This is a genomic window from Streptomyces sp. NPDC023723 (genome assembly GCF_040639815.1).
Taxonomy (GTDB): Bacteria; Actinomycetota; Actinomycetes; order Streptomycetales; family Streptomycetaceae; genus Streptomyces.
In genome coordinates this window covers 1-23,528 of sequence record NZ_JBFAAP010000073.1, presented here as the reverse complement: position 1 = coordinate 23,528, position 23,528 = coordinate 1, and the positions used below count along the sequence as shown (strand labels likewise).

The following is a 23,528-nucleotide window of genomic DNA, read 5'->3' as shown; positions in this document are numbered from 1 at the left end:
GCCGAGCCCGAGCCCGAGCCCCGCACCGGTCCGTCACGCCGAGGTCAGTTCCGCCCGCCGCGCCCGGCGCCGGGCGGCCACCGCCGGGTCGAGGGCGGGTACGGCGGCCAGCAGCTGCCTGGTGTACGGGTCCCGGGGACGGTCGTAGACCTCGTCCGCGGGTCCGGTCTCGACGATCCGGCCGTGCCGCATCACCGCGACGCGGTCGCTGACCCGGCGGACCACGGCGAGGTCGTGGGCGATGAAGACGAGCGCGATCCCGAGTTCGCGCTGGAGTTCGCCGAGCAGGGCGACGACCTGTGCCTGGGTGGTGACGTCGAGGGCGGAGACCGGCTCGTCGCAGACGATGACCCTCGGGTCGGCCGCCAGGGCCCGGGCGATGCCCACGCGTTGCCGCTGGCCGCCGCTGAACTCGTGCGGATAGCGGTCGTGGTGGGCCGCTTCCAGGCCGACGCGTTCCAGCAGTTCCGTGACGCGCGCCCTGATGCGCCGCTCGTCGCGCTCGCCTCGCGCGCGCAGCGGGTCGGCGATCGACTCACCGATGCCCCGGCGGGGGTTGAGGGAGGAGACGGGGTCCTGGAAGACCATCTGGACGGCCGGGTCGACGCCGGTGTGCGGATGCCCGTCGAAGCGGACCTGGCCCGCTGTGGGCCGCAGCAGGCCGACCAGCATCCGGCCGAGTGTCGTCTTGCCGCTGCCGCTCTCGCCGACGATGCCGAGGGTCTCGCCCCGGCGGACGGTCAGGGACACGTCGTCCACGGCCGTGACGGCTCGTCTGCCGCGTCCGAAGGTGCGCCGCAGTCCGGTCGCCGCCAGGACCGTGTCGGTGGCGGTCGCGGTGGGCGGGCGGACCGCGTCGAGGCGGGGGACGGCGGCGAGCAGCTCACGGGTGTAGGGCTGTGCGGGGGTCTTCAGTACGTCGGTGACCGGCCCCTGTTCGACCAGGCGCCCGTGCCGCATGACAAGCACCCGGTCCACGCTCTCGGCGGCCACGCCCACGTCGTGGGTGACGAGCAGCAGGCCCATGCCGGTCTCCGTGCGCAGGGTGTGCAGCAGGTCGAGGATCTGGGCCTGCACGGTGACGTCGAGGGCGGTGGTGGGTTCGTCGGCGATCAGCAGGGCGGGCTCGCAGGCCAGCGCCATGGCGATCAGCGCGCGCTGGCGCATGCCGCCGCTGAACTCGTGCGGGCGGGAGCGGGAGCGGCGTGCGGCGTCCGGGATGCCGACCCGGTCCAGGGCCTCCACGGCACGGGCGCGGGCGGCCCGCCGGGAGACCCGGGTGTGCAGGCGGTGCACCTCGGCGATCTGGTCGCCGACGGCGTAGTACGGGTCCAGGGAGGACAGCGGGTCCTGGAAGACCATCGCGGCCTTCGCCCCGCGCAGCCGCCGCAGGGCGTCGTCGGAGGCGGTCTGTACGTCGGTGCCGGCGACCTCGATGGCGCCGCCGACCCGGGCGCCGGTGCCGCGGTGCAGCCCGAGCAGGGCCGCGGCGACGGTGGACTTGCCGGAGCCGGACTCCCCGACCAGCGCGAGGGCCTCCCCCGCCGCCAGCCCGAAGGACAGCCCGTCCACGGCCCGCAGGCCGTCGAAGTCGACGGTCAGGTCGGTGACGTTGACCAGGCTCATGTCAGTACCACCCGTCGGTCGGCCGCCGCGTACAGCACGTCCGCGACGGCGTTGGCGAGAACCACGAAGAACGCGATGACCAGGACCATGCCGGTGACGACGGGCAGGTCGACCACGGTGACGGCGTGGACGAGTTCCTGGCCGATGCCGGGCAGGCCGAACAGGGTCTCGGTGAGGGCGGCCCCGCCGACCGCGCTGCCGAAGTCGTTGGCGTTCAGGGCGATGACCGGGGCCAGCGCGCCGCGCAGCGCGTGCCGGCCGACGATGGCGCGTTCGCCGACGCCGTAGGCCCGGAAGGTGCGGATGTGGTCCTCGGCGAGGGTCTCCAACACGGCGGCCCGGGTCATCCGCGCGAAGTAGGCGGCCTCGGTCAGGGCGAGGGTGAGCCAGGGCAGCAGCAGGTTCCAGGCCCACTGCTCGGGGTCGTCGGAGAAGGCGACGTACTCGGGGAAGGGCAGCAGTTCCAGCTGTCCGCAGACGACGATCATCAGGACCAGGCCGAGGACGAAGACCGGGGTGGCCATGCCGGCCAGGGTGAGGCCGGTCAGGGCGCGTTCGGTGAACCGGCCGCGCCGCCAGGCGGACAGCACGCCGGTGCCGACGCCCAGCAGCAGCCAGAGCACCATCGCGCCGAACACCAAGGAGAGGCTGATCGGCAGTTTGGTGAGGATGATGTCGGTGACCTGCTGGTCGCTCCGGTAGGAGAGGCCGAGGCAGGGGGCCGGGCAGTGGGCGACGGATGTGCCGGTCGAGTAGTCCTGGCCGGCCAGCACGCCGGTCAGGAAGTGCCAGTAGCGCAGGTACAGCGGGTCGTCGAGGCGGAGCTGCTGGGCGACCTGGTGCACCTGTTCCGGGGAGCAGCGCGGGCCGCAGCTGATCTGGGCGACGTTGCCGGGGGTGACGTAGAAGACGACGTAGACGATCACCGAGACGGCCAGCAGGGTGATCACCGCGCCGGCGACGCGGCGCAGTACGAAGCCGAGGGCACCGTTCATGACCTGGGCTCCTTGGCGGTGCCGACGCGCAGCCGGGAGGCCGAGCGCGGGTCCAGGGCGGTGCGCACGCCGTCGCCGAGCACGGTGAGCGCGAGCACGGTGACGAACAGGGCGCCGGCCGGCAGCAGCAGGTACTGCGGGGCCGCCTGGTACCAGACGTTGGCGTCGCTCAGCATCTGCCCCCAGGACGGCGTCGGGGGTTTCACGCCGACGCCGAGGAAGGACAGCGCGGCCTCCACGGCGATGTTGCTGGGCACCATGAGGGCCGCGTAGGTGATGACGGGCGCGGCCAGGCCGGGCAGCAGTTCGCGGCGGGCGACGTGGAAGGTGTTCCAGCCGCTGAGCCGGGCGGCGGCCACGTGGTCGAGGCTTTTCAGGGAGAGGGTGGCGGCGCGGGCGATCTTGCCGATGGTGCCCCAGGCGACGAACCCGATGATGAGGGAGACCAGGACCGGGCGGGGGAAGCCGCCGGGCACGACGGCCAGCAGCGCCAGCGCCATGATGATCAGCGGCATGGCGACGATGATGTCCGTGATCCGGCTCAGCAGTTGGTCGACCCAGCGGTTGCCGAGCGCGGCCGTGACGCCGACGACGACGCCCAGGACGACCTGGACGGCGGTCGCGGCCAGGGCGACGCCCAGCGAGACGCGGGCGCCGTACACCAGCCGGGCGAACAGGTCCCGGCCGGTCTGCGGTTCCACGCCCAGCCAGTGGTCGGCACCGACGCCGCCGAACGGGCCGATGGGCACTCCGCCGCGCGCGGAGTCGACCAGCGCGGGGTGGTAGGTGGTGGGGTCCTGGCCCTCCAGCGCGGTGAGCAGCGGCGCGGCGAGCGCGACCAGGACGAGGAGGGCGACGGTGCCCGCCGCGACGGTGGCGGCCCGCTGCGCGCGCAGCCGCCGCCAGAACCGGCGGGCCCCCGCGGCCCCGGGGGAGAGTGCCTCCGGGACCTCGGTGGGAACAAGTGCGGTGCTCACGGGGTCACTTCACCGCGACCTGGGAGATGTCCAGGACACCGGTCCAGTCGCTGATCACGACGTTCCTGATGTCCTTGCCGACCAGCCGCTTGTAGACGGGGTGGAACAGCGGCACGGTCAGCGCCCGGGCGCCGATCTTCTTGTCCAGCGCGCCCCACCGCGCGGCGGCGGCGTCCAGGTCGGTCAGCTTGTTGATGGCGTCGATCTCGTTGTTGACCGAGGCGTCGTCGAGCTGGGCGGAGTTGTAGTTGGCGCCGTCCTCGACGATCTGCCGGCCGTCGAAGATCGGGGCGAGGAAGGGTCCGCCGGAGGGCCAGTCGGCGCCCCAGGCGGCGAGGAAGAAGCCCGGTTCCGTCTTCACGTTCTGGACCGTGTCGGAGTAGGTGTTGTCCTCCAGGCCCTTCAGTTCGACGGTGATGCCGGCCTTCTTCAGGGCGTCCTGGATGGCGGTGGCGATCTCCGGGCTGGTGCGGAAGTTCTGCGCGTTGTCGTGGGTGAGGGTGACGGTCAGCCCGTCGGGGTAGCCCGCCTCCTTCAGCAGCGCCTTCGCCTTGGCGGCGTTGCCGGTGTCGCCCGCCGGGAAGGGGTCGTACGGGGTGTGGCCGAAGGACTTCTGGGCGGGCAGGAAGGTGGTGGCGGGTTCGGCCAGCGCGCTGCCGCCGGCCGCGTTGATCACGGACGACCGGTCGACGGCGTACGCGATGGCCTGGCGCACCTTGGCGTTGTCGAACGGCTTCACCTTCGGGTTGAAGGCGATGTAGTTGGTGTAGCCGAAGTGCCCGGTGCCGACGCGCGCGGCCAGTTCCTTGTCGCCGGTGACCTTGGCGAGTTCGGCCGGTCCCAGGTTGGTGTCCGTGGTGACGGCGGCCGCGTCCGCCCCCTGGGAGGCCGACAGCCGCTGGTTGATGACCGACGCATCCAGTCCCGACTTCACCTCGATGGTGTCCGGGTACGCCTTGCGCTCGGCGTCGGTGTCGGCGGACCAGTGCGGGTTGCGTTCCAGGACGAGGTGTTCGCCGTCGTTCTCGTTCTTGACGACCTGGTAGGGGCCGGAGGAGACCGGGTGCTGCTCGTACTCGGTGCCGGTGTCCTTGGCCTCGGGGACCGGCGCGAACTGCGTCTGCGTGGCCAGGTAGGGGAACTCGCCCTCGGGCTTGTTCAGATGGAAGACGATGGTCCGGTCGTCGGGCGTCTCGATCGCCGACAGGCCCTTCTTGTCCTTGTACGGCCCCTGGTAGTCGGCCGCGCCGGTCAGCCAGTCCCTCAAGTAGGGCGCCCCGCCGCTCAGTTCGGGGGCGAAGGACCGCTCGATGCCGTACTTGATGTCGGCGGCGGTGATGGGGGTGCCGTCCTCGTACTTCAGCCCGGCCTTCAGGGTGTACGTCCACACCGTCGCGTTCTTGCTGGGCCGCCCGGTGTCGGTGGCCAGGTCGGGGACGACCTCGGCGCCGGCCGCGCCGTTCTCGCGGTTGCGGGTGGTGAGCGTACGGAAGACCAGGGAGGGCACGTTGCCGCCGCCGGAGGTGTACAGGCGGGCCGGGTCGAAGTCGGACTGCGGTTCGGAGTTCAGGACGGTGAGGGTGCCGCCCTTGTGCGGCGTGGAGTCGCCGCCGGAACCGCCGGAACCGCCGGCATCGTTGTCCTTCGGACCGCAGGCGGCGGCGCCCGCTGCCACGACCAGGGCCAGCGAAACGTACGCCGCGCGGGCGCCGAACAGGGACGGATGACGCATCGGAAGGACGACCTCTCGGATGATGAGACGAAACGACGAGGAGTGAGACGCATGGGGGCAGACGTCTGCGCGGGCGTCAGGTCGTCGGAAAGCCGCGACTCAGGTCACGGACACAGAAGGAGAAACGCGACGCGAACGCCCGAGGGGGGCAGCGTCAGCAACAGTGAACGTCGGACACGCACAGCGAGGTCACACCGATGAGCGCCAGCTCGATGGCGGCGCGCGGCGAGACGTGCAGGGGCGACATGGCCAGAAATATGTACGATCTTTTCGCGCGTGTCAATGTGGGCCGGTGGTGTCCCGGTGAGCCGGTGGTGTCCTCGTCACTCCTGGTCGGGGCGGAGTCTGCGGTGGGTGCCGGAGCGGCCGATGTCGAGTTCCACCAGGGAGCTGAGCGGGGTGCCGCTGTTCCAGAAGCCGAGCAGGTCGACATCGATGAGGCACAGGCCGTGGCGTGCGGCGAAGTCCCGGGCCGGACGGGTGAAGACGCAGGACGCCACGAACACGGGGACGTCGGCGCCGTGTTCGGCGCGGGCGGTGCCGTTGAAGGTCTGGATGTCGCGGCTGCCGACCGCGCGGTGCTTGGCGTACCGCTTGCACTGCACGACGATCCTCCTGCCGTCGGGCAGGTGGCCGATCACGTCGGCGCCGAGGTCGCCCGAGCCGCCCACCCGCCTCACCCCGGTACAGCCGTCGCGGCGGCACAGGCCCGCGACGTACTCCTCGAAGGCGCGGTCGTCCATCGCCCACACCGCCGCCAGGGAGCGCCGGGCCCGCAACTGCGCCTCCGCGGCGAGCCGCTGCTTCTCCGCCCGCGCCTCGCGCCGCCCGGCGCGCACGAGCCCCGTGACGACGACCGCGAGGACAACCGCGGCCGGCGCCGCCCACAGCACCGTACCCATCACGTGCTCCCCTCCCCTGGTGGCTGTGCCCTTGGTGGCTGTGCCGTCTTCTCCCTCCCCGGTTCGAGGCCCGCCCATCCGCTGGGCGCGCGGGCGGGCCCCGAGGCCGGCGCTCTCGACGGCCGGCGGCAGGTGAGAGGATGGCCGGTATGGATGTTCACAGGAGAAACAACGTGACCGTCACCGGCCCGGCCGAAGGGCCGGTGGTGGTGCTGGCGCACGGTTTCGGCTGCGATCAGAACATGTGGCGGCTGGCGGTGCCGGCCCTGGCCGAGCGGTACCGGGTGGTGCTGTTCGACTACGTCGGCTCCGGCGGCTCGGACCTGTCGGCCTTCAGCCAGGAGCGCTACTCCTCCCTCGGCGGCTACGCCCAGGACGTGGTGGAGATCTGCGAGGAGCTGGATCTGCGCGGGGCGGTTTTCGTCGGGCACTCGGTCAGCGCCATGGTGGGGGTCCTGGCCGCGCGGATGGCGCCGCGGCGGATCGGGGCCCTGGTGATGGTGGCTCCCTCGCCCCGCTACATCGACGACGACGGCTACCGGGGCGGCTTCGCGGCGGAGGACATCGACGAACTGCTGAGTTCGCTGGAGTCGAACTACCTGGGATGGTCCGGCGCGATGGCTCCGGTGATCATGGGCAATCCGGACCGGCCCGAGCTGGGACAGGAGCTCACCAACAGCTTCTGCGCCACCGACCCGGACATCGCGGCGGTCTTCGCCCGTACGACGTTCCTGTCCGACAGCCGCGAGGACCTGAAGAGCGTCACCGTGCCCACCCTGGTCCTGGAATGCGCGCAGGACGTGATCGCGCCCCGCGAGGTCGGCGCGTACGTGCACGCCGCCATTCCGTCCTCCCGCCTGGTCACCCTGGACGCCACCGGGCACTGCCCGCAGCTGAGCGCCCCGGAAGCCACCAACGAGGCCATCCTCGACTTCCTGGAGTCCTTGCGTTGATGTGCCGAGCCGACGGGGAACCCGAACCCGCGGAGACCCAGGACGAGGCGGCTACCGACGCCGCGTTCACGGCCCTGCTGGAGGACAGCGCCGAGGAACTGTACGAGGCCGCTCCCTGCGGTTACCTGTCGACGTTGATGGACGGCACGATCGCCAAGATCAACACCACGCTGCTGGACTGGCTCGGCCTGCCGCGCGAGAAGGTGGTGGGCAGACTCCGCTTCCCCGACCTCCTCACCGTCGGCGGGAAGCTGTACCACGAGACGCACTACGCGCCACTGCTGCGCATGCAGGGGGAACTGCGCGGCATCGCCCTGGAGCTGAAGGGCGCCGAGGGCCGCAGGCTGCCGGTGCTGGTCTCCTCGGTGGTCAAGCGCGGCGGTGCGGGCGAGCCGCTGCTGATCCGCACCACCGTCTTCGACGCCTCCGACCGGCGCGCCTACGAACAGGAGCTCCTGCGCCGACGCAACGAAGCCGAGCAGGCCCGCGCCGAGGCGGAGCAGGCCCGGCGGCAGGCCGAGGCCGACCGGAAACGGCTGGCGGACGCCCTCGCCGTACTGCAGCAGTCCCTCGTGCCCGCCTCGCTGCCCTCCGTACCCGGACTCGAGGCGGCCGTCTACTACCACACCGCCTCCCCCGACCGTCTCGGCGGCGACTTCTACGACCTGTTCTCCCTGGGGCGGGGCCGGTGGGCGTTCTTCCTGGGCGACGTGTGCGGCAAGGGCCCCCAGGCCGCCGCCCTCACCTCACTGACCCGCTACACCCTGCACGCCGCGGCCCTTCACGATCCCGACCCGGTGGCGGCGCTGACCACGCTGAACGCCGTCCTGCACGAGCGGTACGCCGCCGACGGCGACCCCCGTTTCTGCACGGTGATATGCGGCGTCGTCGAGCCCGCCGACGACCACGGCCGGACCACGGTGCGCCTGGCCTCCGGCGGCCACCCGCCGTCGCTGGTCATACGGGCCGACGGCCACGCCGAGTACCTCCCCACCCCCGGAGGGCTCCTCGTAGGCCCGCTGCGCGATGCCCCGTTCAGCACCGCACGGACCACCCTCGGGCCGGGCGAAACACTCCTGCTGTACACCGACGGTCTCACCGAGGCCCGCACCGGGCCCAGCCGCGAACACCTCTTCGGCGACGACGCCCTGCGCGCCTTCGCCGCCGACCACGCTCCCGCCACGCCGCAGCAGTTGATCACCGCCCTGACCGGGCTGCTGGAGAGTTTCGGCGACGGACTGGACGACGACACCGCCCTGCTCGCCCTCGGCGTGCCCGCCACGCCCCCGACCACCGCCCCGGTGACAGACCAACCACGATGAGCCCGCTGAACATCACCCACCACCACCTTGCCGCCGGTCCCGTACTGCACGTGGCCGGGGAACTCGACTACGAGCAGGCGGGGGCCCTGCGCGCACAGGTCGAGAAACTCGCCCTCGGCCGCGGCCAGACCCTGGTCATCGATCTGTCCGGCCTCGCCTTCTGCGACTCCACCGGCATCACGGCCCTCCTCGCCGCCCGCCAGCTCGCCCAGGCCGCCGGCGCCGACGTGGTCCTGGCCGACGTCCCCACCGACACCCGGCGCATCCTCGCCATCGTCGGCCTGGACCAGATCTTCACCATGCGCTCCGGTGTCGACACGGAGCAATGACTCCTGACAAACGGGCAGGCCGCCGGGTCAGAACGCGCGGCCCACTCCTCCGGTCCGGGCCAGGCCAGTCCCGTACAAGACACCTGTGCTGCCTCTCGAGGTCTCCCCAAGGTCTCCCCATAAGGGTGAATGTGGCGATGGCCCGGCACGTCATCGGCGCTTCACCCAGCAGGCTTTGGTAATCGGGGCCGTTTCAGGGGACGAGGGTGGAGGTGTGGCGGTTGCAGGACCAGGCTTCCTTACGTGATCGGGCACGCTATGTGTTCGACCGGACGCTGGCGCGCAGCACGGGGGCCCTGCTCGGCTGGCTCGCCCTGGGCTGCCTGGCAGTCGTCGTCCCGGTCAGTGCCCTGTTGGTGTGGACCGATCCCGACGCACCGCGCTCGCTGTCCGACCGTCTCCTCGCCGTGTGGCGCACCAGCGCGGAGACCATGCGGCTGGGCGGGGTGACGGGCGCGCCGGTGCGGATGCTGCTGTCCGTGCTGCTCGGGCTGATCGCCCTGCTGTGTGTGTCGACGGTCGTCGGTGTCGTCACCACCGGTCTCGGGGACCGGCTGACGGAGCTGAGACGCGGTCGCTCCACGGTGCTGGAGCGCGGTCACGCGGTGGTACTGGGCTGGTCCGAGCACGTCTTCACGGTGGTCGGGGAGCTGATCGCCGGCGGTGTCGGCGGGCGCGGCGTGGTCACCGTACTGGCCGACCTGGACTCGACCGACATGGAGCGGGCGCTGCGGGGCGCCCTCGGGCTCACCGACGGTGTGCGGCTGGTGTGCCGCACCGGGGCGCCGACCGATCCCGAAGCGCTGGCGCTGGTCGCTCCGCAGGCGGCGGGCACCGTGGTGGTCCTGCCCGACGAGGGGCCGGACGGCGACCTGGCCGTCGTCCGCGTGCTCCTCGCGCTGCGCGCGTTGCTCGGCGCCCGGACCGGTCCGCCGGTGGTCGCCGCCGTCCGCGAGGAGCGCTACCGGTACGCCGCCGAGCTGGCCGCGGGGCCCCGGGGCACCGTGCTGGAGACCGACCGCGTCACCACGCAGCTGCTGGTGCAGGCGGCGCGGCAGCCGGGGCTCTCGGCCGCGCTGCGCGACCTGCTGGACTTCTCCGGCGCCGAGTTGCACCTGTTCGACATCCCGGAGGCGGCCGGGCTCCCCTTCGACGAGCTGGCGCTGCGCCGGCCGGAGACATGCGCGGTCGGTCTGCTGCGGACGGACGGCCGGGCCGTGCTCACCCCGGCGCCCGGCACGCTCGTACGGCCCGGTGACCGGCTGGTGGCGGTGGCTCACGACAGCCGGTCCGCGCCGCTCGACGCCTGCCGAGCCCCTGTGGACGTCTCGGCCATGGTGCCCGCCCGGGCCTGCCCGAAGCGTCCGTCGCGGATGCTGCTGCTGGGCTGGAACCGGCGAGCACCCCTCCTCGTGGAGACCCTGCGCCGCACGGTCCGGCCGGGCTCGCGCCTCGACGTCGTCGCCGGCCCGGAGACCGGCACCGCCGAGATCCGCGTCCCGCGTTCCCGGGGCGCCGCGGGCCTGCACGTCGAGCACCGCGTCGGCGATCTCGACCGTCCGGACTCCCTCACCGGCGTGGACCTGGCCGACTACGACAGTGTGATCGTGCTCGGCGCCGACCACGACGGCGGCCCGGTCCGCCCGGACGACCGCACCCTGCTGACTCTGCTGATGCTGCGCTCCGTGGCGGAGGCCACCGGCCGCGCGCCCGCGGTGGTGGCCGAGTTGTGCGACATCCGCAGCCGGGCGGTGGTGCCCCTGGGCCCGGTCACCGACGTCGTCGTGCGGGGCGAGCTGACCGCTCTGCTCCTGGCCCAGATCGCCCACCGCCCCGGCCTGACCGCTGTGTTCGAGGAACTCTTCGACACCCGGGGCGGGGCGCTCGCGCTGCACCCGGCGGAACGGTACGTGCTGCCCGGCCGTGAGGCGTCGTTCGCGACCGTCATGGCGGCGGCGCTGCGGCACGGCGAGTGCGCGATCGGCTACCGCGCCTGTGCCGCTGATGCCCCGCGCCCCGCCGACGGACTGCGGCTGTGCCCCGGTGGCACGGACCGGCGGGTGTGGGCGGCCCAGGACGAGATCCTGGTGGTGACGGCCGGACCGGCGGCCCCCGGCGGCGGCCACCGCGCGACGACCGCCGTACGACCGGAACCGGACGAGGGCGACGCGGCGGACCAGCGGGCACCGGCCTGAGCCGGCGCACCGCGCCCGCCACGCCCGCCTGGGGCCGCGACCGCGTGACCGCGTGACCGTGACCCGCCGGCGCGCGGGAGCCGGAGCCGACGCGGATCGGCAGCGGAGCCCGGACCAGTGCCTGGGCGACCCGCTGCTCGTACCGGGTGGGACGGCCCTGCCTCAGCCGCGCGGGCCCGGGGACACGTGCGGGTGTCGCCTCGTCACCTGCCCGGGCGGTCCGGGTCGGGGTCCGGTCCGGGAGCGCCGTCCTCGACCTCCGCCAGCGCGGGGTCGAGGAGGCGGGAGAGGAAGTGCCGGGTGCGTTCGTGGCGCGGGGCGCCGATGACCTGGGCGGGGGTGCCGTCCTCGACGACGACGCCGCCGTCCATGAAGACCACCCGGTCGGCGACCTCGCGGGCGAAGGACATCTCGTGGGTCACCACCATCATGGTCATGCCCTCGCGGGCGAGCGACCGCATCACCGCGAGGACGTCACCGACCAGTTCCGGGTCGAGTGCCGAGGTCGGCTCGTCGAACAGCATCACCGAGGGGCCCATGGACAGCGCGCGGGCGATGGCGACGCGCTGCTGCTGGCCGCCGGAGAGCGACGCCGGGTAGGCACTCGCCTTCTCCGCCAGGCCGACCCGTGCCAGGTTCTCGGCGGCGACCCGGCCGGCCGCCGCCTTGTCCCGGCGCAGCACCCGTCGCTGAGGGAGCGTGAGGTTCTCGGTCACCGTGAGGTGCGGGAAGAGGTTGAACTGCTGGAAGACCATGCCGATACGGCGGCGTGCGGCATCGATGTCGACGTCCGGGTCGGTGAGTTCGGTGCCGCCGACGAACACCTGCCCCCGGGTGGGTTCCTCCAGCAGGTTCACGCAGCGCAGCAACGTGGACTTGCCCGAGCCGGACGGGCCGATGACACACACCACCTCGCCCTGGCCGATCTCCAGGTCGATGCCGCGCAGCACCTCGTTGTCGCCGAACGCCTTGTGCAGGCCCTGTACGCGGATCTCCGGTCGGCTCATTTCACGGCCTCCTGGGCTTTCGCCTCCATGCGGCGTACCACGAAGCCGAGCGGGATCGTCACCAGCAGGTAGCACAGGCCGGCGACGAGGATCGGCGTGGAGTTGGCGGTCGTACTGGCGAGGTCGCGGCCGTACTTGGACAGTTCGCGTTCTTCCAGCGTGACACCGAGGAACAGCACCAGGGAGGAGTCCTTGAACAGCAGCACCAGTTCGTTGGTGAGCGGCGGCAGGATGATCCGGAAGGCCTGCGGAATGATGACCGAGACCATGGCACGGGCGGGTGTGAAGCCGAGTGAGCGCGCGGCCTCCATCTGCCCTTTGGGAACGGCCTGGATACCCGCCCGGATCGTCTCGGCCATGTACGCCGCCGCGACCAGGCCGAGTGCCAGGGCGACCTTGCCGTAGGTGCCGCCGATGATCTCCGTTCCGGGGAAGGCCAGGGGAATGGCGACCCCGATGAAGATGAAGATCAGCAGGGCGGGCAGCCCGCGGAAGATCTCGATGTAGACGCCGGCCAGCCATCGGTAGGGGCCGACCGACGACAGACGCATCAGCGCGACGACCATGCCGAGCGCGAGGCCGACCGCGAAGCCGGACACGGTGTACAGGACGGTGTTCTTCAGGGCCAGGGTGATGACCTCGGGGAACATCTCCCCGGCGATGTCGGCCTGGGCGAACTGGTCGCGCAGCCGGCCCCAGTCCGCGGACAGCGCGAAGCCCACCACGGCGGCGACGAACACCGCGTACTGCACACCGCGCGACAGGCTCCGCTTCTGCCGCCGGCTCAGCCCCTTACGGCGTGGCACGGAGCCGGTGCCGGTGCCGGCGTCGCTCATGAGGCGGACGGGGAGGCGGACGGCGCCTCGTACGGACCGATCCACTGCTCGTAGATCTTCTTGTACGTGCCGTCGGCCTTGGCGTCGGTGATCGCCTTGTCGATGGCCTCGGTGAGCGCGGTGTTGCCCTTCTTCACGGCGATGCCGTACTGCTCACCGGTGTCCAGGTTGTCGACCATCGTGAAGGCGTCGGCGGTGGCCTGGTCCTTCAGCCAGCCCTGCACCACCGGGTAGTCGATGACCACGGCCTTGACCTGGCCGGTGCGCAGGCCGTTGAGGACGGCGTCGGAGGACTCGAAGGAGACCGGGTCGAAGCCCTCCTTCTTGACGTACTCCTCGCCGGTGGTCTGGGCCTGGGCGCCCAGCTTGACCTTCTTGGCCTTGATGTCGGCCAGCGACGTCACACCGGCCTTCTTGTCGACCAGCACGGCCTGCGTCGCGTCGAAGTAGGGGACCGAGAAGTCGAGGTTCTTCTCGCGCTCCGCGGTTATGGTCATGCCGGCCGCGGCCAGGTCGCACGCACCGGAGTTGAGGAAGGCGCCGGTCTTGAAGTTCTCGAACGGCGTGTCGAGGATCTCCTGCTTCACCTTGAGGGCATCGGCGACCAGGTCGATCAGTGCCACGTCGAAGCCCTGCACCTTGCCGTCGATCTCCGACTGGAACGGCGGGTACGGCAGGTGTGTGCAGGTGGTGAGCTGACCGGCCTTGACCAGTTCCACTCCGCCGGCCGTGGTTTTCGAGGCGCCCCCGTCGTCGGTGGAGGTGCAGGCGGACACGAGCAGTAGCCCCGCCGCCGCGGTGGCGGCGGCGAAGACACGGGAGTGGCGCCCGGGGAGCGTGATCACGGGGAGCCTTCCTGTTGAGAAGCTGAGAGATGATGATCTCGGATCATAAGGTTATCTATGAGAAAGGCCAACGAGTTCTGAGATCGCGATCCTGTACGTGGCTCGCCGCCGAGCGGTGCGGGCTCCGCTCGCCCACGTTCGTGGCGGAGGATGTCGAGAAGGCGCCATCGGCTACGTCCCGGGGGTACCAGCCCCTCCGGGGTGTGAAGCAGAAGGAGAAACAGCATGGCGATTCAGCGGATGGACAACGTCGGCATCGTGGTCGAGGACTTGGAGGCCGCCATCGCGTTCTTCGTGGAACTCGGCATGGAACTGGAGGGCCGGACGGAGGTCGAGGGTCTCGTCGCCGACCAGTGCACCGGACTCGACGGCGTCCACTGTGACATCGCGATGCTCCGGACCCCGGACGGTCACAGCCGACTCGAGCTGGCGAAGTACCGCAGCCCCGCGGCGATCAGCAGCGGACCGCGCGACCAGCCGCACAACATCCTGGGCACGCACCGCGTCATGTTCGCCGTCGACGACATCAAGGACACCGTCGCCCGCCTGCGCACGCACGGCGCCGAACTCGTCGGTGAGCTGGCGCAGTACGAGGACAGCTACCGGCTCTGCTACGTCCGCGGTCCCGAGGGCATCATCGTCGGACTGGCCGAGCAGCTCGGCTGACGGCCCGGCGGCGGCGAGGCCGGTGCGCTGACAAGCCCTCCGGCCGCTGCTGCCGCTGCCGACTGGGACGGTCCCGCACCGGAGCCCGCCCAGGAGCGTGCGGTGTGCCTGGCGATACGCTCGCACCGCACCGCACGACCCGAAGGACGCCTTGTGCTCACGCCGTACGCCGCGCATTTCGACGCCCCAGCCGGATACCTGGACTTCGCCCGCTTCGGTCCGCCGTCGCGGGACGCCGTGGACGCCACCGCGCGGGCCGTGGCAGCCTCGGCGCGGGCGACCCACTCGACCGTGGACGAGCTCATGCGGGCGGAGCGATCGGCGCGGGACGCGGCGGCACGGCTGGCGGGCGCGGACGCGGCGCACACCGTTCTGCTGCCCAACGCCTCCACCGGTCTGTTCCACGCGGCGCTCGGGCTGCCGAACGGAACCGTACTGGCGCCGCGCGACGACTTCCCGTCGAACCAGTACCCGTGGCGGCGCGCGGCGGAACTGGGGCGGGCCGCGCCGCGCTGGCTGGAGCCGGCACCCGGCGGCGGGGTCACGCCCGAGCTGGTGCGGGAAGCACTGACGGCCGAGGTCGTCGCGCTGTCGGTGAGCGCGGTGGACTTCCGCACCGGTTTCAAAGTGGATCTGGCCGCGCTGCGGGAGGTCATCGGCCCCGACCGGCTCCTGGTGGTGGACGCCATCCAGGCTTTCGGGGCGGCCGAAATGCCCTGGCAGGCGGCCGATGTGGTGATCGCGGGCGGGCAGAAGTGGCTGCGGGCGGGCTGGTCGACCGGGTTCGCGACGCTGTCCGACCGGGCGCTGGAGGTGCTGCAACCCGTACTCACCGGGTGGACGGGCGTCCAGGACGCCGGTGTCTTCGACGGCGTCGAGCACCCGCCCGCCCCGGACGCGCGCCGCTGGTCCATCACCAACCTCAGTCCGGTCACGGCCGCGTCCTTCGCAGCCGCGCTGGAACTGGTGGAGCGGTACGGAGTCGCGGCGATCGAGAGCACGATCGCCGCGCGGATCGCCGAACTCACCGAGACCGTCGAGAAGTTCGGGGGCAGGGTGCTGTCCCCGGCCACTCCGGCACGGCGGGCCGGCATCCTTTCGTTCGCCGTGCCGGGGCACGAACCGACGGCGGTGGCCAGGGCGCTGCACAGGCAGGGTGTGACGCCGACGGTACGGGCGGACTCGTTGCGCCTGTCACCGCACGCCTCGACACCGGCGGAGGCGGTGCAGCGGGTGGCGGCGGCATTGGCCTCGGTGTAGGCGTCCGACGAGAGGGCCGACCCGCGAGGAAGCCGGTGCGGTGGCGGTCAGTAGACGCTAAGGCCGTACGCGGAGAGCCACTCGACCACCGGCTGGTAGTAGGTGAAGCCCCCCGAGGCGCAGTTCCCGCTGCTGCCGACGATGATGCCGAGGGCCGTGCCGCCGGAGAACGCCGGGCCGCCGACGTCCCCGGCTTCTGAGCAGACGTTCGACCGGAACAGGCCGTACACACTGCCGTCGCCGTAGTTGACGGTCACATTGACCGCCTGGACGGTGCCGCAGCGGTATCCCGTGGTCCGTCCGACATGGCAGACCTGCTGTCCGACGACGGGATTGGCCGCGGTGGTGATGTCGCGGGTACCGGTCCCGCCCAGCGAGACCTCGCCCGGGTAGGAGGACGTCGTGCTGGTGTACCGGATGGCCGCGTAGTCGTTGCCCGGGTAGCTCACCCCGGCGGTGACACCGACGGCCGCGGTCAGGGCGGAGTCGGCGTACCAGGTGCCGCCGGCGCCCTGGGCGCACCGGCCGGACACCAGGGCGTACAGCGTGGCGCCGGACCGGGCGTTGAAGCCCACGGTGCAGCGGGTGGCCGCACTGTAGAGCGGGTCGCCGCCGCGCACCACGGCGCTGGCTCGGGCCTCCCCCCGCTCCCCCGCCCGGGCGTCCGGACCGAGAGCGGCGGACCAGCCGAGCAGCAGGGCGAGGACGAGGGCCGCCCGCGGGGCGGCTCTGAGGAAACTGACGGAACGTGCAGGGTTCACCGTGACCTCCTACGGCCTGTGCCCGCCATTGTGAGGCTCGCGGCCCCGGACGGTGAGGCCGGAAACCGCCAGTCCCGGGGCGCCGCCGGCCTGATGCCCCACCCGCACTGCACTCACGCGCACTGGTGATACGAACGTACGAGTCAAGGGTGACAGATGGTCATTTGGTCGGTCCGGTCCGCTTTCGCCCTGCCACACTTCTGCCAGCGAAGGCTCCAGCGCCACCGGGCGAACGGGGCGGGGGCGGTGAAGCGGGGTGAGTGTGACCGAGCAGTGGGCGGCCGAGCGCGCCGTGGGGCGGGACAGCGGGCCGCTGCGTGCGGTGCCGCGGCACGTGGCCTGCGTGATGGACGGCAACGGCCGTTGGGCACAGCGGCGTTCACTCCCCCGCACGGCCGGGCACCGGGCTGCCGAGACCACCGTCATCGATGTCATCGAGGCAGCCCGCGCCTGCGGCGTGCGGTGGCTCAGCCTGTACGCCTTCAGCACCGAGAACTGGAACCGTCCCGAGCCCGAGGTCGAGTATCTGATGCGTCTGGTGCGCCGGGTCGTGCGCAAGCACGCGCCGGCGCTGCTGGCCCGCGGCATCCGCTGCCGCTTCCTCGGCGTCGCCGATCCGCGCATTCCCCGCCAACTGGCCCAGGACTTCGACGACCTGACGACGCTGACCGCCGGCAACCGGGGGATGACGCTGACCGTCGCCTTCGACCACGGCGGGCGCCGGGACATCGTCGAGGCCGCGAGGTCGCTGATCCGCGGCGGGACGAGTGCCGAGGAGGTGACCGAGCAGCTCTTCGCGGAGCACCTGCCGTTTCCCGACACCCCCGACGTGGATCTGGTCATCCGCACCTCCGGCGAGCAGCGCATCTCCAATTTCATGCTCTGGCACGTCGCCTACGCCGAATGGGTCTTCCCCGAGGTGCTCTGGCCGGACTTCCGCGCCCCCGACTTCCTCGCCTGCCTGCACACCTACCGGCGCCGCGACCGCCGCTTCGGCGGCGTGCCACCCACGACCGACGGAGACCCATCATGACGTCCGCCACCACTGAAACGGCCGACGAGGCGCCCCTGTTCGGGCCGGCCTCGCATTTCAGTATCCTTTTCGACGACCCGCGCTGGGCCCTGGCCCTGATCCGCGCCACGGTGCTGGAAGCCGCCCACCCGCAGGTCGGCGCCGCGCTCATCGACAACTCCACCTTCGTCGCCCATCCCTGGCGCCGGCTGCGCAACACGTTCGTCAGCATGCGGCGCATGTTCGACCCCGACCTGGCGGTGCGTGAACGGGAGGCCGCGCGGCTCAACCGGCTGCACGCCCGGATGAGCGGTGCCGACTCCCGCGGCCGCGCCTACGACGCGATGGACCGGGCGACCCGCGCCTGGGTGGTCGCCACGCTCTTCGAAAGCGCCGTCACGATGTGCCGGCTGAGCGGCCAGCCGCTCGGCCAGGACACGATGGAGCAGATGTACGCCGAGTATCGTGCGTATCTCGCCGCGCTCGACGGGGACGCGGCCGAGCTCCCGGAGGAACTGAAGGACTTCTGGCGGTACTTCGACGGCGTCGTCGAGAACGAGCTGGAGGACACCGAGGCGGCCCGCATCATCCTCTACCGGCTCTTCGACCATCTGCCCGCCCCGGCGCTGCTCAAGGGCGCGCCCACCCTGTGGGCGGCGGGACGGGCAGTCGTCGGGCCGCTCCTCGGCGTGATCACCGTCGCCTCCCTTCCGGAGGCGTACCGGCGCCGGGCCGGCCTGCCGGAGCTGCCCGGTGCCTCGGCCCTGATGCAGGGCGCCTACCTCACCGCCGGACTGGCCCGCTTCCTGCCGCAGGGCTGGATCAACGCCGAGACCGTCATCGAAACCCTCTCCCTCTCACCCGGCAGCGACGACCTCCGCGTCCCGGTCATGACGGCCGTGCGGTCCCGGATGAAGCGTGCGGCGGCTCTGCTCCGTCTCCTCACACCGCCGCCGGCCGGTGACCCCGCCCCGGTGCCTTCCCGGGACCCGGGAGCCGGCCGGCGTTCGGCCGCGGAGTTCTTCCGGGAGGTGCTGGATCAGACCGGTGACGGCCACCTCGACTGGCCCGACCTCGCCGCCATGGCACGCGAACTGGCCACCCGCCTCGACCTGGACGAACCCGAGGAGACCCGGCTCTACGACGCCTTCGCCGCCTGGTGGCGCGAACTGCAGGCCGCTCTCGACACGGACGGTGACGGCCGGGTCAGCGCCGACGAGTACGCCGCCGCCGTCCCCGCCCTCGCCGGCCCCGCGCTCATCCGCGTCGCCGAGGTCCTCTTCGACGCCACCGACCGGGACGGCGACGCGAGCATCGACGCGGACGAGTACCGGACGCTGTTCCGCACCGCCTTCCACCGCGACCTCGGCACGGCCGACGGCACCTACGGCCGCAGCGCCTTCGTGGGCGACTTCCTCTCCTTCATGTCAGGACGCCGCTCGGGCACTCCCTACGACCCCCTCCTCGCCGACGCCTGAGGCACTCGGGCAGGGGTCGGAAGACAGCGGGTCAAGGCATGGGTCTGCGACGGGTCCGACGCCGCACGCATGTCCGTCAGCGCGTGCGGTGGCCGTCAGCAGGTTCAGTGACATCTCCCGCGTTCCCCCTCACGTGCGGGCACCGCGGGAGAAGGTGATCGCCTTGTCGGACTTCGTCGGGGACGGTAACAGGGAGGTACGGTGCGGGTGGCGCTGACCGGGGCCACGGGTTTCCTCGGACTCCGGCTCCTGGACGAACTGCTGCGCCGCCACCGGTCGGTCACGGTACTCGCGCGCGGTGCGCCGGACCGGGTGCTGGACCGCGTCACCAGGGGCCTGGACCGGTTCGCCGCCCATCCCACCACCGCCGGCCTCGCCACCCGGGTGCACGTGGTGCCGGTCCGGCTCACCGAGGAGAACCTCGGGCTGACCGGCAGCGCACACCGGGAACTGGCGGACTCCCTGGACGTCGTCTGGCACTGCGCCGGGAACACCACCCTCGACGGCGACCCGGCCGTACTGCGCCGGGTGAACGTCGAAGGCACCCGGCAGGTGCTCGGCCTGGCCGGAGCGGGACGCCGGCTGCCCGCCGTGTTCCACGTCTCCACCGCGTTCGTGGCCGGAGCGCGCCGCACCGGGACGGTGTACGAGGACGAACTGACCGACGCCTACGGGTTCGAGGGCAGCTACGAGCGGTCGAAGTACGAGGCGGAACAACTGGTGCACACCTGGACGCGCGCCACCGGCCGGCCGGCGGTGGTCTTCCGGCCCAGCGTCCTGACCACCGGCCTGGCGCCCCACCCGGACCTGCCGGAACACCCGCTGCTGAACATCGAGCGAGCGCTGACCAGGATCGGGCGGGAGCACTTCGGGACCGGCCGGGGACCGGAACTGCTCCTGCCCGGCCAGAGCCGGTTCCGGCTCGCGGGCCGGCCGGACGGCCAGCTCAACCTGATGCCGGTGGAGCGGGCCGCCGCCGTGATGGCCCGGCTCGCCGAACTGCCGCAGGGCGAGGGAGTGCAGACGTACCACGTCGTGCACGGGCTGGACACCCCCGTCGACGTACTGCGCGCCCTGGTGGAGCGGCTCGCCGGGGTGCCGGTGGCGATCGTGCCGGAACTGACCGACCCCACACCGCACGAGTCGCTCACCGACTGGGTCGGCGGCGTGTTCCGCTACCTGCGCCAGCGCCGCCGCTACGACGACTCCCGGGTACGGGCCGCGCTCGGACCGCCGGACGTGCCGCGGGACATCGGCGTCGAGTACCTGATGGCGGGACTCCGGCCACGGACGGAGGCGGTCCCCCGATGACCCGACGGGCCCCGCTCGCCGCCCACGCGTGCGGCCCCGGCCCCCGACCGGAAGGAACCCACCGGTGACCACGGTTCAGTCCGGGGCGCCCGGCACCGCCGCGGACACGCCCCCGGTGTGCTGGCGGCCCGGCACCGAAGCGGCCGCGTTCGACCCGTCCGGCATCGCCGCCGTGGCGGCCCGCGTCCGGCAGCCGGTGCACGTCGTACGCGACGGGCACGGCGACCGGGCCGGCTACGGACTGGCCGTCGGCGGGTCCCTCGGCCCCGGCCCGGGCCACCCGCTGGTCGGACTGGTCCCGCCGCTCTACCCGGAGTGGCTCGGCGACCGGGGCTTCGCCGAGGCGCACGGCACCCGGTTCCCGTACGTGGCCGGGGAGATGGCGAACGGAATCGCGACCAGCCGGATGGTGGTGGCGCTGGCCAGGGCCCGGCTGCTGGGCTTCTTCGGCGCGGCCGGACTGGGCGTCGACCGGGTGGAGCGGGCGGTGGTGGAGCTGACCGCGGCCCTGGGCACCGCGCCCAACTGGGGCGTCAACCTGATCCACTCCCCCGCCGAGCCCCGGCTGGAGTGGCAGGTCGCCGACCTGCTGCTGCGCCACCGGGTGCGCCGGATCTCCGCCTCCGCGTTCATGGAGCTGACACCCGCCGTGGTGCGCTGCGCGGCCGCCGGACTGCGGCTGGACGGCGCGGGACGGGTGGTCCGCGACACCCAGGTGTTCGCCAAGGTGTCCCGGCGCGAGGTCGCGGAGCGGTTCATGTCACCCGCTCCCGAGGCGCTGGTGGACTCCCTGGTACGGGACGGCGGGCTCACCGCCGAGCAGGGCCGGCTGGCCCGCCGGGTCCCGGTCGCCGAGGACGTCACCGTCGAGGCGGACAGCGGCGGTCACACCGACAACCGGCCGCTCACGGTGGTCCTGCCCGAACTGCTCGCGCTGCGCGACGCGCTGACGGCCAGGTACGGGTACACCCGGCCGGTCCGGGTCGGTGCCGCCGGCGGACTGGGCACCCCCGGCGCGGTGGCCGGCGCGTTCGCCCTCGGCGCGGCCTACGTGGTGACCGGGTCGGTCAATCAGCTGGCCGTGGAGTCCGGGGTGTCCGCGGCCGCGCGGGAACTGCTGGCCGCCGCCGGTGTCACCGACGTGGCGATGGCCCCGGCCGCGGACATGTTCGAACAGGGGGTACGGGTGCAGGTGCTGACCAGGAACACCCTGTTCGCGGCGCGCGCCGGGCGGCTGTACGACACCTACCGGCGCCACCGCTCACTGGAGGAGGTGCCCGCCGACACCCGCCGGCGGCTGGAACGCGAGGTGTTCGGCGCCGGCCTGGACGAGGTGTGGGCGGACACCGAACGGTTCTGGCGGCTGCGCGACCCCGGACAGCTGGACCGGGCCGCGCGCGACCCAAGGCACCGGATGGCCCTGGTGTTCCGGTGGTACGTGGGCAACTCCAGCCGGTGGGCGATCGAGGGCCGCCCGGAGCGCCGCACCGACTACCAGCTGTGGGCCGGTCCCTCGCTCGGCGCGTTCAACGACTGGGCCCGGGGCAGCCTGCTGGCCGACCCGGCCCGGTGCACCGTCACCCAGATCGCGCTGAACCTGCTGGAGGGCGCGGCCGTGGCGACCCGCGCGCACCAGCTGCGCACCTGCGGCGTCCCGGTACCCGACGCCGCCCTGTCCTTCCGTCCCCGCGAACTGGCCTGACCGGCTGTGGAGTGTGCCGCGCAGATGAGTGCAGATCGTGTCAGCGCAGAACGTGTCCAGGTCCCGGTCGCGGTGGTCGGCCTCGCCGCGTACACCCCCGGCGCTCGTGACGTCGCCGGGTTCTGGCGCAACGTCCTGGCCGGCCGGGACCTGATGTCCGACGTCCCGCCGCGGCGCTGGTCGCCGGCGGACCACTACGACCCGGATCTGTCCGCCCCGGACAAGACGTACGTCCGCCGGGGCGCGTTCCTGCCCGACCTCGCGTTCGACCCGATGGCGTACGGCGTGCCGCCCAACGACCTGCCGGCCACCGACACCGCGCAGCTGCTGGCCATGATGGCCGCCGGTGACCTGCTCGCCGACTGCGGCCTGGCGGAGCTGACCGCCGCACAGCGCGAACGCGTCGGTGTGGTGCTGGGCAGCAGCGGTCTGGCGCTGGGCTTCGAGGTCTCCGCCCGGCTCACCCGGCCGGTGTGGCGCCGGGAACTCCTCGCCGCGGGCCTCGCCCCGGACCGGACCGAGGAGATCTGCGACCGGATCAGCGCGAACTTCCCCACCTGGACCGAGGCCACCTTCCCCGGCCTGCTGGGCAACGTGGTGGCCGGCCGGGTCTCCCACCGGTACGACCTGCACGGCGTCAACCACGTCACCGACGCCGCCTGCGCGTCCTCGCTGGCCGCGCTCTCCACGGGGCTCGGCGAACTCGCCCTCGGCTCCTGCGACCTGGTGGTCTGCGGAGGGGTGGACGTGCTGAACGACATCACCATGTACGTCTGCTTCTCCAAGACACCGGCGCTCTCCCCGACCGAGGACTGCCGGCCCTTCGCCGCCGACGCCGACGGCACCATGCTCGGCGAGGCCGTGGTCATGTTCGCCCTGAAACGCCTGGCCGACGCCGAACGCGACGGGGACCGGATCTACGCGGTGGTCCGCGGCCTGGGCGCGTCCGCCGACGGCCGGAGCACCGCCGTGTACGCGCCGCTCGCGGCGGGTCAGGAAAGGGCGCTGCGCCGCGCCTACGCCGCGGCCGGGTACGGCCCGGACAGCGTGGAACTGGTCGAGGCGCACGGCACCGGCACCAGGGCCGGGGACGCCGCCGAGTTCGCGGCGCTGCGCGAGGTGTTCCAGGACAGCGGCCGCGCGGAGCGGCAGTGGTGCGCGCTGGGATCGGCCAAGTCGCAGTTCGGGCACACCAAGTCCGCCGCGGGCGCCACCGGGATGCTGAAGTCGGTGCTGGCCCTGCACCACCGGGTGCTGCCGCCGACCATCAAGGTGACACGCCCGAACCCCGAACTCGGCGTAGCGGACTCGCCGTTCTACCTGAACACCGCCACCCGGCCCTGGATCAGCGCCGGTGACCGGCCGCGCCGCGCCGGTGTGTCCAGTTTCGGGTTCGGCGGCACCAACTTCCACGTCACGCTGGAGGAGTACGTCCCCGCCGGCGGCGGCCGGCCGGCCCGGCTCCTCGCGGCGGCCGGCGCCGAACTGGTGCTGTTCAGCGCCGCGACCCCCGGTGAGCTGGCCGCACTGATCCGTCGGCCCCGGCCCGACGGGCCGCTGGCGGCGACCGCGCGGGAGAGCCACGCGGCGTTCCGGGCCGGGCACGGGGCGCGGCTGGC

General features: G+C 72.5%; 21 protein-coding genes. 11 read left to right on the top strand and 10 right to left on the bottom strand.

All coding sequences use genetic code 11. The features are described from left to right. Positions 1-33 precede the first annotated feature (33 nt). The 6 genes from AB0G32_RS37040 to AB0G32_RS37015 all read right to left on the bottom strand — a co-directional run bounded on the left by AB0G32_RS37040 (position 34) and on the right by AB0G32_RS37015 (position 6,232). Positions 34-1,626 (bottom strand): ABC transporter ATP-binding protein, encoded by a 1,593-nt coding sequence (locus AB0G32_RS37040; RefSeq protein WP_361174154.1) that lies wholly within the window; start codon positions 1,624-1,626, stop codon positions 34-36. Beyond that, positions 1,623-2,621: an ABC transporter permease gene (locus tag AB0G32_RS37035; protein ID WP_361174151.1), complete on the bottom strand. Its 999-nt coding sequence runs from the start codon at positions 2,619-2,621 to the stop codon at positions 1,623-1,625. Before AB0G32_RS37035 ends, AB0G32_RS37040 begins: the two co-directional genes overlap by 4 nt. Then, entirely contained in the window at positions 2,618-3,598 is a 981-nt protein-coding gene (locus AB0G32_RS37030; protein ID WP_361174148.1) for an ABC transporter permease, read from the bottom strand. Before AB0G32_RS37030 ends, AB0G32_RS37035 begins: the two co-directional genes overlap by 4 nt. A gap of 4 nt (positions 3,599-3,602) precedes the next feature. Next, positions 3,603-5,330, bottom strand: coding sequence for an ABC transporter substrate-binding protein (locus AB0G32_RS37025; protein ID WP_361174145.1), 1,728 nt, complete (start codon positions 5,328-5,330; stop codon positions 3,603-3,605). A 154-nt stretch (positions 5,331-5,484) separates the two neighbouring features. Beyond that, positions 5,485-5,577, bottom strand: coding sequence for an Ms4533A family Cys-rich leader peptide (locus tag AB0G32_RS37020; protein WP_361174142.1), 93 nt, complete (start codon positions 5,575-5,577; stop codon positions 5,485-5,487). Between the two features lie 76 nt (positions 5,578-5,653). Continuing rightward, a complete protein-coding gene (locus AB0G32_RS37015) occupies positions 5,654-6,232 on the bottom strand; it encodes a restriction endonuclease (RefSeq protein ID WP_361174139.1) in 579 nt (192 codons plus the stop codon). 149 nt (positions 6,233-6,381) lie between these two features. On the opposite strand from AB0G32_RS37015, the gene AB0G32_RS37010 reads away from it, so the two are divergent. The 4 genes from AB0G32_RS37010 to AB0G32_RS36995 all read left to right on the top strand — a co-directional run bounded on the left by AB0G32_RS37010 (position 6,382) and on the right by AB0G32_RS36995 (position 11,031). Then, a complete protein-coding gene (locus AB0G32_RS37010; protein WP_361174136.1) occupies positions 6,382-7,185 on the top strand; it encodes an alpha/beta hydrolase in 804 nt (267 codons plus the stop codon). Then, complete coding sequence (locus AB0G32_RS37005; protein ID WP_361174132.1) at positions 7,185-8,507, top strand: SpoIIE family protein phosphatase; 1,323 nt, start codon at positions 7,185-7,187, stop codon at positions 8,505-8,507. Before AB0G32_RS37010 ends, AB0G32_RS37005 begins: the two co-directional genes overlap by 1 nt. Next, a complete protein-coding gene (locus AB0G32_RS37000) occupies positions 8,504-8,836 on the top strand; it encodes an STAS domain-containing protein (RefSeq protein WP_361174129.1) in 333 nt (110 codons plus the stop codon). The genes AB0G32_RS37005 and AB0G32_RS37000 overlap by 4 nt, the downstream gene beginning before the upstream one ends. 260 nt (positions 8,837-9,096) lie before the next feature. Continuing rightward, positions 9,097-11,031, top strand: a complete 1,935-nt coding sequence (locus AB0G32_RS36995) for an NAD-binding lipoprotein (RefSeq protein WP_361174126.1) — start codon at positions 9,097-9,099, stop codon at positions 11,029-11,031. A gap of 203 nt (positions 11,032-11,234) precedes the next feature. Here the strand turns inward: AB0G32_RS36995 and AB0G32_RS36990 are convergent, their stop codons facing one another. The 3 genes from AB0G32_RS36990 to AB0G32_RS36980 are packed head-to-tail and all read right to left on the bottom strand — an operon-like array spanning position 11,235 to position 13,719. Beyond that, the gene (locus tag AB0G32_RS36990) at positions 11,235-12,038 is read right to left on the bottom strand and encodes an amino acid ABC transporter ATP-binding protein (protein WP_361174123.1); all 804 of its coding nucleotides are present in this window, start codon (positions 12,036-12,038) and stop codon (positions 11,235-11,237) included. Next, positions 12,035-12,874 (bottom strand): amino acid ABC transporter permease, encoded by an 840-nt coding sequence (locus AB0G32_RS36985; protein WP_361174120.1) that lies wholly within the window; start codon positions 12,872-12,874, stop codon positions 12,035-12,037. Before AB0G32_RS36985 ends, AB0G32_RS36990 begins: the two co-directional genes overlap by 4 nt. Continuing rightward, entirely contained in the window at positions 12,871-13,719 is an 849-nt protein-coding gene (locus tag AB0G32_RS36980; RefSeq protein WP_361174117.1) for an ABC transporter substrate-binding protein, read from the bottom strand. Before AB0G32_RS36980 ends, AB0G32_RS36985 begins: the two co-directional genes overlap by 4 nt. A gap of 225 nt (positions 13,720-13,944) precedes the next feature. On the opposite strand from AB0G32_RS36980, the gene AB0G32_RS36975 reads away from it, so the two are divergent. Both AB0G32_RS36975 and AB0G32_RS36970 read left to right on the top strand, forming a co-directional pair. Beyond that, on the top strand, positions 13,945-14,385 hold the full coding sequence (locus tag AB0G32_RS36975; RefSeq protein ID WP_361174114.1) for a VOC family protein: 441 nt from the start codon (positions 13,945-13,947) through the stop codon (positions 14,383-14,385). 153 nt (positions 14,386-14,538) lie between these two features. Continuing rightward, positions 14,539-15,645, top strand: a complete 1,107-nt coding sequence (locus AB0G32_RS36970; protein WP_361174111.1) for an aminotransferase class V-fold PLP-dependent enzyme — start codon at positions 14,539-14,541, stop codon at positions 15,643-15,645. Positions 15,646-15,692: 47 nt separating this feature from the next. On the opposite strand, the gene AB0G32_RS36965 is transcribed toward AB0G32_RS36970, so the two are convergent. Continuing rightward, positions 15,693-16,406: a S1 family peptidase gene (locus AB0G32_RS36965; protein ID WP_361174108.1), complete on the bottom strand. Its 714-nt coding sequence runs from the start codon at positions 16,404-16,406 to the stop codon at positions 15,693-15,695. A gap of 313 nt (positions 16,407-16,719) precedes the next feature. Here AB0G32_RS36965 and uppS point away from each other — a divergent pair, with 313 nt between their 5' ends. The 5 genes from uppS to AB0G32_RS36940 all read left to right on the top strand — a co-directional run. Beyond that, complete coding sequence (gene uppS, locus AB0G32_RS36960) at positions 16,720-17,439, top strand: polyprenyl diphosphate synthase (RefSeq protein ID WP_361174175.1); 720 nt, start codon at positions 16,720-16,722, stop codon at positions 17,437-17,439. Continuing rightward, positions 17,436-18,896, top strand: a complete 1,461-nt coding sequence (locus tag AB0G32_RS36955; RefSeq protein WP_361174105.1) for an oxygenase MpaB family protein — start codon at positions 17,436-17,438, stop codon at positions 18,894-18,896. Before uppS ends, AB0G32_RS36955 begins: the two co-directional genes overlap by 4 nt. A 201-nt stretch (positions 18,897-19,097) precedes the next feature. Then, the gene (locus tag AB0G32_RS36950) at positions 19,098-20,207 is read left to right on the top strand and encodes an SDR family oxidoreductase (RefSeq protein ID WP_361174102.1); all 1,110 of its coding nucleotides are present in this window, start codon (positions 19,098-19,100) and stop codon (positions 20,205-20,207) included. Between the two features lie 64 nt (positions 20,208-20,271). Further along, positions 20,272-21,909, top strand: a complete 1,638-nt coding sequence (locus AB0G32_RS36945) for a PfaD family polyunsaturated fatty acid/polyketide biosynthesis protein (RefSeq protein ID WP_361174098.1) — start codon at positions 20,272-20,274, stop codon at positions 21,907-21,909. A 24-nt stretch (positions 21,910-21,933) separates the two neighbouring features. Next, on the top strand, positions 21,934-23,528 hold a 1,595-nt coding region (locus tag AB0G32_RS36940; RefSeq protein ID WP_361174095.1), incomplete at its 3' end, for a beta-ketoacyl synthase N-terminal-like domain-containing protein.